General features: G+C 66.6%; 12 protein-coding genes and 2 riboswitches. Of the genes, 11 read left to right on the forward strand and 1 reads right to left on the reverse strand.

Annotated elements, in window-relative coordinates:
- The first annotated feature begins 72 nt into the window (after positions 1-72).
- Positions 73-2007, forward strand: a complete 1935-nt coding sequence (locus AAW51_RS31150; RefSeq protein WP_047193325.1) for a glycosyl hydrolase — start codon at positions 73-75, stop codon at positions 2005-2007.
- Positions 2008-2307: 300 nt separating this feature from the next.
- Here the strand turns inward: AAW51_RS31150 and AAW51_RS02310 are convergent, their stop codons facing one another.
- Positions 2308-3309, reverse strand: a complete 1002-nt coding sequence (locus AAW51_RS02310; RefSeq protein WP_047193326.1) for a GlxA family transcriptional regulator — start codon at positions 3307-3309, stop codon at positions 2308-2310.
- A gap of 152 nt (positions 3310-3461) precedes the next feature.
- Here AAW51_RS02310 and AAW51_RS02315 point away from each other — a divergent pair, with 152 nt between their 5' ends.
- The 10 genes from AAW51_RS02315 (at position 3462) to AAW51_RS02355 (ending at position 11565) form a co-directional block, all read left to right on the forward strand.
- Complete coding sequence (locus AAW51_RS02315; RefSeq protein WP_047193327.1) at positions 3462-4331, forward strand: MBL fold metallo-hydrolase; 870 nt, start codon at positions 3462-3464, stop codon at positions 4329-4331.
- A gap of 102 nt (positions 4332-4433) precedes the next feature.
- Entirely contained in the window at positions 4434-4493 is a 60-nt protein-coding gene (locus AAW51_RS31300) for a hypothetical protein (RefSeq protein WP_417903613.1), read from the forward strand.
- Between the two features lie 559 nt (positions 4494-5052).
- On the forward strand, positions 5053-5313 hold the full coding sequence (gene infA, locus AAW51_RS02320; RefSeq protein ID WP_047197302.1) for a translation initiation factor IF-1: 261 nt from the start codon (positions 5053-5055) through the stop codon (positions 5311-5313).
- 113 nt (positions 5314-5426) lie between these two features.
- On the forward strand, positions 5427-5636 hold the full coding sequence (gene cspE / locus AAW51_RS02325) for a transcription antiterminator/RNA stability regulator CspE (protein ID WP_047193328.1): 210 nt from the start codon (positions 5427-5429) through the stop codon (positions 5634-5636).
- A 37-nt stretch (positions 5637-5673) separates the two neighbouring features.
- Positions 5674-5928 carry a hypothetical protein gene (locus AAW51_RS02330; RefSeq protein WP_047193329.1) on the forward strand — a complete coding sequence of 85 codons (255 nt, stop codon included), beginning with the start codon at positions 5674-5676 and terminating at the stop codon, positions 5926-5928.
- Positions 5929-6124: 196 nt separating this feature from the next.
- Positions 6125-6212, forward strand: a riboswitch (glycine riboswitch).
- Positions 6213-6306, forward strand: a riboswitch (glycine riboswitch).
- A gap of 53 nt (positions 6307-6359) precedes the next feature.
- Positions 6360-6974 carry a trimeric intracellular cation channel family protein gene (locus AAW51_RS02335; RefSeq protein WP_047193330.1) on the forward strand — a complete coding sequence of 205 codons (615 nt, stop codon included), beginning with the start codon at positions 6360-6362 and terminating at the stop codon, positions 6972-6974.
- A gap of 201 nt (positions 6975-7175) precedes the next feature.
- The gene (locus AAW51_RS02340; RefSeq protein ID WP_238947738.1) at positions 7176-8372 is read left to right on the forward strand and encodes an ABC transporter substrate-binding protein; all 1197 of its coding nucleotides are present in this window, start codon (positions 7176-7178) and stop codon (positions 8370-8372) included.
- A gap of 15 nt (positions 8373-8387) precedes the next feature.
- A complete protein-coding gene (locus AAW51_RS02345) occupies positions 8388-9272 on the forward strand; it encodes a LysR substrate-binding domain-containing protein (protein ID WP_047193331.1) in 885 nt (294 codons plus the stop codon).
- 139 nt (positions 9273-9411) lie between these two features.
- Positions 9412-10623, forward strand: coding sequence for an ABC transporter substrate-binding protein (locus tag AAW51_RS02350; protein ID WP_047197304.1), 1212 nt, complete (start codon positions 9412-9414; stop codon positions 10621-10623).
- Positions 10624-10695: 72 nt separating this feature from the next.
- The gene (locus AAW51_RS02355) at positions 10696-11565 is read left to right on the forward strand and encodes a branched-chain amino acid ABC transporter permease (protein ID WP_047193332.1); all 870 of its coding nucleotides are present in this window, start codon (positions 10696-10698) and stop codon (positions 11563-11565) included.
- Position 11566: the final 1 nt, after the last annotated feature.

The following is an 11566-nucleotide window of genomic DNA, read 5'->3' on the forward strand; positions in this document are numbered from 1 at the left end:
CGGTCGTTGACCGGCGGGCCGAGCGGCACCTTCGGAAACACCGTCGAAAACGCTGCTCAGGAAATCAAGATCATGTCTGCTCTCAAGCAAGGTTGGCTCCCCGTTCTTACCGCTGTCTGTGCTGCCCTGTTGACCGCCTGCGGCGGTGGTGGTGGTGGTGGTGAGGGTGCTGAAAACACCGAACAAAGCGCGACGGCCGATCTGCCGGCGCTCGTGTCCGAGGCCCCCGACACCGGCGTGTCGACCGAGGAGCTGTCGGCCGAGACCCCCGAAGCCGGCGAACGCGCCACCGCGATGGCCGTCTCGAGCAGCGTGCTCAGCCTGCCGGCCCAGGGCGGCAGCTCGGTGCAGAGCACCCGGCTGGTGACGTCCTCGATGAACGACGCCTACTCCTACACCGCCCCCGGCTGGAAGCTGAACCTGTGGGGCTCGCCGGTGGCCACCGCCGACGCCGGCCGCGAAACCCGGGCCGGCTACGTCCGCAGCGGCGCCTCGCAGCGCTTTCGGATGACCAGCAAGACCAATGGCGACGCCCACCTGACCTACCCGTATGCCTTCGCCCGCGGCAAGACCTACCGCTCGACCCTGTGGGTGCGCACCGACGTGCCCACCAGCGTGACGGTGCAGATGCGCCGCGACGCGCCGCCCTGGGACGCCTTCGGCACCAAGACCGTCCAGGCCAACTCGACCTGGCAAAAGGTCGAGATCACCGGCACCTACCCCGGCACCACCACCGGCACGCTGCGCATCGCCTCGGGCACCCCCGGCGCGAACCTGTGGATCGACGACGTCACTATCGAACAGCTGGAGTTCAACGACCTGGCCCCGTTCAGCACCGCGCCGATCCCCGACACGCTGTTCGGCATGCACGTGAACAAGCTGGGCCGCCACCAGAACTACCCGCAAGTGGGCCACCACGTGGTGCGGCTGTGGAACACCGGCACCACCTGGCGTGACCTGGAGCCGAGCCGCGGCGTGTGGTCGTGGGCGAGCGGCAGCGGCGGCGGCAAGCGCCTGGACATGTACGTCGACTTCGTCAAGCGCAACGACCCGAACGCGGCCATCCTGTACACGCTGGGCCAGACGCCGGCGTGGGCCTCCAGCACCCCCTCCGAGAAGGGCCTGTACGGCTACGGCGCGGCGGGTGCTCCGGCCAACATGAACGACTGGCGCAACTATGTGCGCGAGGTGGCACGCCGCTACGCGGGCAAGATCAAGTACTTCGAGCTGTGGAACGAGCCGGACTACCAGCCGCACTACAACGGCACGATGCAGCAGATGGTCGAGATGGCGCGTATCGCCCACGAGGAAGTGAAGGCGGTCGACCCGACCAACGTGCTGGTGTCGCCCGGTGTCACGAGCGGCCAGGGCATGGGCTTTTTGAACAACTTCCTGGCCGCCGGCGGCGGTGCCCACGTCGACAACATCGGCTACCACTGGTACTTCAGCACCTCGCCCGAGAAGCTGGCCCCGATGATCGGCAACGTGCGCCAGATGATGAACAACTACGGCGTGGGCAACAAGCCGCTGTGGAACACGGAAGGTGCGCCGGGTTGCGATGCGCTGACCACCACCTGCGCCACCTTCGTGCCGACGCAGCAGCAAGTGCGCTCGTCGACGGCGCGTGCGCTGATGATCATGTGGGCCAAGGGGGTGAGCAACTTCAACTACCACATCTGGGAAAGCGGTGACGCGCTGGCGCGCATGGTGGAAGACGACTTCCGCACGCCGACCGAAGCGTCGACGTCTTACTCGACGATGGTGAGCTGGATGCGCGGGGCCCGACTGCTGGACGCGTATGCGTTGAACGGCCAGGTCTATGTGTTCAAGCTGCAGCGTGGCACCGAGTACCAGTATGTGCTGTGGTCGACGGTGGAAGGCCAGCAGGTGCAACTGCCGGACGCCTGGACGGTGTCGACGGCGGCGACGCTGCAGAACACCTCGTCTGCACTGCCCGCCTCGCGCCGGATCACCCTCGGGCTGGAGCCGGTGATGCTGCGCCGCTGAGCAGGCTGGACCCGGGGGCTGCCCGACCGGCAGTCGCCTGACCTTCGACACGCCGCCTTGAGACCTATCGGTGCAAGGCGGCGTTTTCTATGGGCTGTCGAAAGAGCGATCCTTGAAGAGCCAGGCGGGTCACGTCTGCCGCGCGTGGAACGACCCGGGACAGGCGCCGCACGGGGCCGGGGGCTGGGGCGGCGGTCACCCGCTCATCCTTCGTGCCCTCGAGGACTGGCAAACCAAAGGATGACGGTGTCGCTTGATAGCGGGGAGGACGGGCGGTGAGAAGACCGCCCAGGCCTTGCTTCAAGCATTGTGAGCCGCAGCCGCTGGCATCGACTCACCGCTGCGCCGCGCGTGGAAGAACGCGCGCCGATACGACGACGGCGACGTGCCCAACTGCGCCGCGAAGTGCTGACGCAGCGACAACGACGTTGCAAAGCCCACCGACGTTGCGATCTGCTCGATGGGCAGGTCGGTGGTCTCGAGGAGTTGCTGCGCCCGCGCGACCCGCTCGCCGGTCAACCACTTCACCACGGTCGTGCCGGTGGCCTCCCGGAAGCGCCGGGTGAACGTGCGTCGGCTCATGTGGGCGACGTCGGCCAACACGTCGAGCGATAGCGGTTCGCCCAGGCGCGCACGCGCCCATTCCAGCACGCCGGGCAAGCGGTTCTCGCTGGGCAGTTCCGGCACCGGCTGCTCGATGAACTGCGCCTGTCCGCCCTGCCGATGGGGCGGCGTCACCAACAGCCGGGCGACGCGGTTGGCGACGTCAGCGCCGTGCCGCTGGCGCACCAGATTCAAGCAGCAGTCGATTGCGGCCACGGTTCCGGCCGAGGTGGTGACACCGCCGTCGTCGACATAAAGCACATCGGGGCGGAAGTCGGCCTTTGGAAAGCGCTTCGCAAAGAGGTCGCGGCAGGCCCAATGTGTCGTCGCCCGCCGGCCATCCAGCAGGCCGGCGTCGCCGAGCACGAAGGCGCCCAGGCACAGCCCCACCACTTGCGCACCCCGTTCGTGCGCCTTGCGCAGCGCGTCGATCAACTCCGCCGGGGCGCGGTTGGCCGGATGGCTCCAGGCCGGCACGATCACCAGCTCGGCGTCGAACATCGGGCCCAGACCTTCCGGCACGTCGATCACCATGCCTTGCGAGCAGCGCACCGGGCCAGGTCGTGGAGAGCAGTACCTCACCTCATAGCGCGGAAGACCCGCCGGAGCGGGTTCGACGCCGAGCACCAGCGCGGGAACCGAGAGGTGGAACAGGCTGACCCCCTCGAAGGCGACGACGGCGACACGTATGGCTTGCATGGGCGAACTCGGGAGGGGGTGACGAAATTGGCCCGATTCTATCGACAGTCGTCCTTTGGGCCGATGGCCCGCGGCGTTCGTCCTCCAGAAAATCCTGACACGCCCTCGACGGCCGTCGCGCGCCTTCATCCACCTCGAACACTGAGACAGACATGAATCCTTCTGACCTCTTCCACACGCCCCTCGCGGCTGACGCACTGGGTGCCGGCACTCACAAGGCCGAGACGTCCACGACCGACCAGACGGTGCAGGTCCAGCAGATCCGCAACGCCACGCTCAAGGTGACCTACGCTGGCGCGACCTACCTGATCGACCCGTTGTTGGCTGAAAAGGGCGCTTACCCGGGGTTCGCAGGCACCTGCAACAGCCACCTGCGCAACCCGCTGGTCGAACTGCCGCTGCCCCTCGAAGAGGTGATGAAGGCCGACGCCGTCATCGTCACCCACACCCATCTGGATCACTGGGACGACGTGGCCAGGCAGCGCCTGCCGAAAGGGGTGCCGATCTTTGCGCAGGATGAGCAAGATGCGGCGAGCATCCGCCAGGACGGCTTCACGGACGTGCGCGTGCTCGGTGAGCACACGATGTTCAACGGCACACGCCTGAGCAAGACCGGTGGTCAGCATGGCGATGACAAGACCATGGTCGTCGCCGGCAAACTGCTCGGGTCTGTCTCGGGTGTCGTCTTCCAGCGTCCTGGCCGCAAGACGGTCTATGTGGCGGGCGACACCGTGTGGAACCAACAGGTCGAAGACGCGCTCAAGCAGTACATGCCGGACGTGATCATCCTGAACACCGGCTATGCGAGGATCGAGGGGCTGGAAGGCGCGATCATCATGGGCAAGGAAGACTTGTCGCGTGCCTATCAGGCCGCCCCGCGGGCCACAGTGATCGGCACCCACATGGAGGCGGTCAACCACGGCATGCAAACGCGCCAGGAACTGCGTGACTTCATCGCCGAGAAGGGGATGGACCCGCAGCGCGTGCTGGTGCCGGCTGACGGCGAGACCTACCGGTTGTAGGCCGGGGCTTCCAGCGCCCATTCATCTGCTGCCCGCCGCGTCGGCGCACGCAAAGCCCTAGCAAACTTGCCTCGACCTCCTGTCCCGGAGCCCAGCACCGTCTTGATGCTGTGCGGAGGCTTGCCAGCCGTGTTGTGGCGGCAGGCCGCGCGAACGAAGTGAGTCAAGGTGGTCGCCGGCGCCTGGACTGCCCCTGCCGCAGGGACGCACGCCTCGCGTCAAAGACATGCACGTGTTCGATTTCTTCGCGAACCGAGCAGGACGTTCGAACCAGTGCTACACTGCGTGACCAGATTCAGCGCCCAACCGTTCTCGGTTGGGCATTTTCTTGGGCCTTTTCCCGCGCTGGCGGGTGCTTTCGGGCCCTTATCCTGTCGGTGCCGCCGGTCTGCGTTTTCGGACTGTTTTCGGCCCAATTTGATTCTTTCCCGCCCTCTCTTCCCCAAAACGAGAGGCAACGTCGGGAGCACGGCACACACGCGGAAGTGCCATGCTGGCGCGAACTTTCCCGTGTGCCGAACCGAGCGGTTGCAAACCGCCTTCGAGCCGCAGAGACCGAGCGTAAACCCGAGACACCCTCGTCGACCCTCGCGGGTCACGCCGGCAGTGACTTGTTGGTGCCCGAGCGCCGCCCTCGCACAGCCCCTGCCATGTGAGCAGGCCCTTGTCAGGCCCTGTCTCGCACCGCCCGTCCCCCATCCACGAACCAGGAGTGAACACCGTGGCCAAAGAAGAACTGATCGAGATGCACGGCGTCGTGAACGAGATCCTGCCGGACTCCCGCTTTCGGGTGACGCTGGAGAACGGGCACAAGCTCATCGCCTACACCGGCGGAAAGATGCGCAAGCATCACATCCGCATCCTGGCCGGCGACAGCGTCTCCCTGGAACTGTCCCCCTACGATCTGACGAAGGGGCGCATCACTTTCCGCCACCTCGAGCGCCGAGGTTTGGCGCCTTCTTCTCGACAACCGCGTCGCTGATGGTCAGCGGTTCGCAAGCATTTCAATCACTCGGCTTCCAAGTCAGGAAGCTGCTGACCTGCACCGGCGAAAGCTGGGGCATCTTTTTAACGAATCCATCAAGGAATGACGATATGGCCACCGAAACCGGTACTGTGAAATGGTTCAACGAAGGCAAGGGCTTCGGCTTCATTGCCCCCGACAATGGCGGCAAGGATCTCTTCGCGCACTTCAAGGAAATTCAGGGCAACGGCTTCAAGACGCTGACCGAAAACCAACGCGTCGAGTTCGAAGTGACGCAGGGGCAGAAGGGTCCGCAGGCGTCGCGCATCCGCACGATCTGACGCACCTGCACTCCTGCTGCGTCCCTCGGCGGAACCGATGAAGGACTTGCAAGAGACCACCGAGCGGATCTGCGAGCTCAAGGGTTCGCTCATCGCGCTCGATGCGCTGATGACAGCGGTGCTGCACGCACTGCCGGACGATGCGCGCCATGAAGTGCTGGAGCGCTTCGTGGTGCATGCCGAAGTGGCGCGAACCGTGCTCTTGCACGTCCCCATCTCGGAGCACACGATTGCCGCCTTCGAGCACGACATCGGCAGGTACCTGGCCATCGGTCACGCGCCGCACGACTAGGCGGTGTTCAAGAGGTCGCTCTCCTGTGCGCCCAAAAATGCGCGACGCCCAACCCCTCTCGGTTGGGCGTTTTCATTTGGGCCTTTCCCGCGCCCATGTCCAATGCCGAACCTTTACGTTGGCCTCGCCCTCCGTGGCCCGTCGAGGTCGCCTCAGCAGGCCGTCAGACGGCAAGGCTGCCGCTGAAGTAACATGGTCGCGCACTGCGGGAGAGCGGGGCCGCAAACCCCCGCCGAAGGCGCAAACTCCCATCATCGCTCAGGCAAAAGGACCGCAGTCGCACGTTTTCGCCGACTGGAGAGTGGCCGTCACGGCCCACCGAAGGGGCAGGCTGCAGGCGCAGCTGAAACTCTCAGGTTCAAGGACAGGGGGAGAGGCGCAGCAGGTGCACGTCGGCGTGACGCGCGTCCTGCGTCCACTCTGGAGTCCTGATGTTGACCATCGTCTACCTTGTCGCCATCGCCGCCGAAGCCATGGCGGGCGCTCTCGCCGCCGGCCGCCGCAGCATGGATTTCTTCGGCGTCACCGTCATCGCCTTCGTCACGGCACTCGGTGGGGGCACGCTGCGGGATGTCATCCTCGGGCACTTTCCGGTCGGATGGACCCAGCATCCCGCCCATGTGTACCTGGTCATCTCCGCTGGCCTGCTGACGACGTTGGTGGCCAGGTATTTGCATCACCTCAAGCGCATCTTCCTCGTGCTCGATGCCATGGGCCTGGTGGCGTTCTCGTTGATCGGGAGCGACGTGGCCCTGCAGATGAGCTACGCACCACCCGTCGTCATCATGGCGGGCATGATCACCGGCATCTTCGGCGGGGTGCTGCGCGACGTCCTGTGCAACCAGGTCCCGGTCGTGTTCCGCCAAGAGCTCTATGCCGTCGTGTCTCTTGCGGTCTGCCTGCTGTTCCTGCTGCTGCGCGAATACGGTGTCGCGGACGACCTGAACACGGCCATCAGTTTCTCCGCCGGACTCACACTGCGCCTGTGCGCCGTCTGGCGCGGCTGGCGCCTGCCGACGTTCTCCTATCGCCAGCGCTGGGACTGAGCTCACGCCTGCGCCGGGCACTTCGAGCCTACATCGGGCTGAGACTGTAGGCCGGGCAACACGGGCTTTGCTTCCGCCCCGAGCCAACCCGCCGCGGCCGCATATGTCACGTCGAGCCCTCCACGGAGGAGGGTTCCACCTGATGCTCACCAAATGAAAGCAGTTGCAACATCGCCAAAAAACACAACCTGGAGACAAAACATGACGATGGGTCGAGTGCTGCTTGCCGCCTGGTTCGCATCGTTCGCCGCGATGGCGAACGCACAGGCGTCGCAACCGCTGCGGGTGGGTTTCGTGTGCCCCCTCAGCGGGGGATCGCAGGAGTTCGGTCACAGCGCCCGCCTCGGCGCCGAGCTGGCGGTCAAGGAAATCAACGAGGTGGGTGGCTACTTGGGCCGGCAGCTCGAACTGGTCACGCGCGACGACAAGGGTGACCCCGACGAAGGCCGCCGACAGGCCGAGGACCTGGTGCTCAAGCAGAAGGTGGACTTCACGGTCGGCTACTGCAACACCGGTGTGGCCCTGAAGTCGCTCGATGTGTTCCAGGACCACAAGCACCTGCTGGTCGTGCCGGTGGCGACCGGGTCGGCCGTGACGGCCAAGTACCCGGCCGACAAGAGTTTTGTCTTCCGCATGTCGGCGCGCGACACGCTGCAGGCGGCCTTCCTGGTGGACGAGATCGTCAAGCGCGGCTACACGCGGGTCGCCGTGTTCGCCGACGCCACCGGCTACGGCGAGGGGGGCCTCAAGGACGTCGAGAAGTTCCTCGCCGAGAAGCAACTGAAGCCCGTCTACACCGCACGCTTCGACCTAGGCGTGCGCCGGCTCACAGAGCAAGTGCAGCAGGCCCGCGCCGCCGGGGCGGAAGTGATCCTCGGCTACACCTTGGGCGCCGAGCTCGCGGTGCTCGCCGAGGCGCGCGCCCAGGCGCGCTTCGAGGGCCCGCTGTACGGCCCCTGGACCCTGTCGTTCCGCACCTTGCCCGAGCGCGCCGGCCCCGCGGTGGAAGGCGCGATGATGGTGCAGACCATCATCCAGGACCTCGCCAACGAGCGCCGGGCGTCCTTCCTGGTTCGCCTCAAGCGCCATGCCGGCACCCAGCCGCTGGGCTCGCTGATGGCCGCGGCGCAGACCTACGACGCGGTGCACCTGATGATGCGCGTCGTGTTCCAGACCCGCGGCAACACCTCGGCCGATGTATTGAAGCAGGCGTTGGAGAACCTGGAGCGGCCCTACCCCGGCGTCGTCACGTCCTACGACCGGCCCTTCTCGGCCGCCGACCACGACGCCTTCTCGCGCAACATGATCTGGCTGGGCGTGTGGCGCAAGGGCGAGATCCAGTTCTATCACGCCGACGACGCCAAGCGCGCCAGTTTCATCCGGCGCAAGGAGTCCTGAGCCGGCGCCGCTTGCATGACCGCACACCGCATCCCGCCCATCCAGGGCCTGCTCGCCTTCGAGGCGCTCGCACGGCTGCGCAGCGGCACGCTGGCGGCTGAAGAACTGAACGTCACGCCGAGTGCCGTCAGCCACCGCATCCGCCAGCTGGAGTCGCAGCTGGGGCTCAAGCTGTTCTCGCGCGGCGACTTCACGCTGACGACGGATGGCGCCGCCTACCTTGCGCGCGTGCGCGAGGCCTTGACGGCCTTGCAGCAGGTGCCGGGGCGCAGCAGTGGCAGCGGCGGCGCCACCCGGCTGCGTGTCGCGGTCACGCCGACCTTCTCGCGCCAGCTGCTGCTGCCGCGGCTGGCGCTGTTCCGGCATGCTTATCCCGACATCGACCTGATCCTGCAGGTCACCATCCCGATGCTCAATGTGACGGCCGAAGAGACCGACATCGAGCTGCGCTTCGGCACCGGGCCCTTTCCGGACCGCGAGTCGGTGCGGCTGCAGTCCGACACGGTGTGCCCGGTCTGTAGCCCCGAGTACCTCAACACGGTCGGGCCCTTCGACGGCTTTCAGAGCGACGAGACGGTGGCCCGGGCGCGCTTGATCCGCTGCCCGCTGGAGCCGTGGCGCACCTGGTTCACCGAGTGCGGGCTGAGCTTGACCGAGCCGCGCGAAGGCGCGCAGTTCAACGACATCGGGCTGGTGCTGGACGCCGCCGTGGCCGGCTTCGGCGTCGCGTTGATGCGCATGAAGCTCGGCGCGGCCTGGCTCGACGACGGCCGGCTGGTGCGTTTGTCGGACCGCCAGGTGGCCTCGCCCAACCACTATTTCCTGTGCTGGCAGCCGGGCGCGCTGGAGCGCTGGGAGTGCGCCGCCTTCGTCGAGTGGATGAAGCAATCGCTCGGTTGACGGGGGCCCGGCGCGTCGCTTGAAAATCGCTCAAGCGCACGCCCAAGAAGTTTCAACCGGCAGCTGTCGCGTCTTTCTACAGTGGGTACGCAGAGACGGGGGTCACACCCGCTCGCACCACAAGGAGACAGACAGCATGATGAATCGACGCCACAGCCTCACCCTGGCCACCGCGGCCGCCCTTGGCTTCACGCTCGCCGCTTCGACCAACGCCTTCGCGGCGGAGCCGATCAAGGTCGCCGTCACCGCGCCGCTGACCGGTGGTTCCGCCCCGATGGGCGTGAGCCTGCGCGACGGTATCAAGCTCGCGGCCGCCGAGATCAACGCCCGCGGCGGCGTGCTCGGCCGCCCGCTGCTGCTCGTCGAGCGCGACGACGAAGGCAAGAACGAACGCGGCGCCCAGGTGGTGCAGGAACTCATCAACAAGGAAGGTGTGGTCGCCGCGCTGGGCATCGTCAACACCGGCGTTGCGCTGGCCAGCCAGCGCTTCTATCAAGAGGCCAAGATCCCGGTCATCACCGGCGTGGCCACCGGCTCCACCGTCACGCGCCAGTTCCTGCCGCCCCAGCATCCTGACAACTATGTGTTCCGCGTCGCCGCCAGCGACAGCCTGCAGGCCGCGATGATCGTCGAGGAAGCGGTGACCCGGCGCGGCTTCAAGAAGGTGGCGATCCTGGCCGACTCCACCAACTACGGCCAGCTCGGGCGCGAGGACCTGGAAAAGGCGCTCGCCAAAAAAGGCATCACGCCGGTCGCGGTCGAGAAGTTCAACGTCAAGGACGTCGACATGACCCCGCAGCTGCTGAAGGCCAAGGCAGCGGGTGCACAGGCGGTGCTGACCTATGCGATCGGGCCCGAGCTGGCCCAGATCGCCAACGGCATGGTCAAGCTGGGCTGGAAGGTCCCGATGCTGGGCAGCTGGACCCTGTCGATGTCCAACTTCATCGACAACGCCGGCGCCAACGGCGAAGGCGCGCGCATGCCGCAGACCTTCATCCAGGAGCCCACCTCGCCGCGCCGCAAGGCCTTCATCGAGGCCTACCAGCGTGCCTACAAGGTCGAGCGTATGCCGTCGCCGGTGTCGGCCGCCCAGGGCTACGACTCGGTCTACCTGCTCGCCGCGGCGATCAAGCAGGCCGGCACCACCGATGGCCCCAAGGTGCGCGAGGCGCTGGAGAACCTGAAGGAGCCGGTGGAAGGTGTCATCACGACCTATGTGCAGCCCTTCTCACGCGACGACCACGAGACCGTGGACGAGCGCCTGCCGGTGATGGGCGAGGTGCGCAAGGGGCAGGTGGTCTACGCCTACGACGACGACCGCAAGCGCGTGGCGGCCGCCGCGGCGAAATAACGCTGCGGGCGCGGGCCAGCCCGGCCCGCCGCCGTTCCCTTCCTTCCCGGTGTTTTCCTTCGGAGACTGTGTATGGACGTGCTCCTGCAGATCCTCTTCAGCGGTGTCGCCGTCGGCATGATCTACGCGGTCATCGCCTTCGGCTACCAGCTGACCTTCGCCACCTCGGGCACCCTCAACTTCGGCCAGGGCGAGGCGCTGGCGGTGGGGGCGCTGATCGGGCTGACCCTGGCGGCCCACCTCGGCTACTGGCCGATGCTGCCGCTGGTGCTGCTGGCCGGCGCGCTCTACGGCATCGGGGTGGAGCGGCTGGCGGTGCGCCCGGCCCTCAAGATCAAGTCCGAGGGCTGGATCATGGCGACGATCGCGCTGGGCATCATCATGAAAAACGTCGCCGAGAACGTCTGGGGCAAGGACGACGTGAAGTTCCCGTCGCCGGTGCCCGAGATGCCGCTGCAGCTGGCCGGTGCCAACGTGATGCCGATGGAGCTGGTGGTCGTGGCCGGCGCGCTCGCGCTGATGGCGGCGGTGGAGCTGTTCAACCGCCGCTCCATCTACGGCAAGGCGGTGGTGGCGACCGCCGCCGACCGCGACGCGGCGGGGCTGATGGGCATCCACACCGGCCACGTCATCACCTTCTCGTATGCCTTGTCCTGCGCCACCGCGGCCTTCGCCGGCGTGCTGGTCGCGCCGCTGACCCTGACCGGGGCCAGCATGGGCGCATCGCTCGGCTTGAAGGCCTTCGCGGTGGCCATCATCGGCGGGCTGACCTCGGGGCTGGGTGTCATCGCGGGCGGGTTGATCCTCGGGCTCGCCGAGACCCTCACCGGTTTTTATGTCTCCACCGGCTACAAGGATGTGCCGGGGCTGGTCTTGCTGCTGGTGGTGCTGGCGGTCAAGCCGGCCGGGCTGTTCGGCAAGACGGCGATCAAGAAGGTCTGAG

It is taken from the genome of Caldimonas brevitalea, from assembly GCF_001017435.1.
GTDB classification, from domain to species: Bacteria; Pseudomonadota; Gammaproteobacteria; order Burkholderiales; family Burkholderiaceae_C; genus Caldimonas; species Caldimonas brevitalea.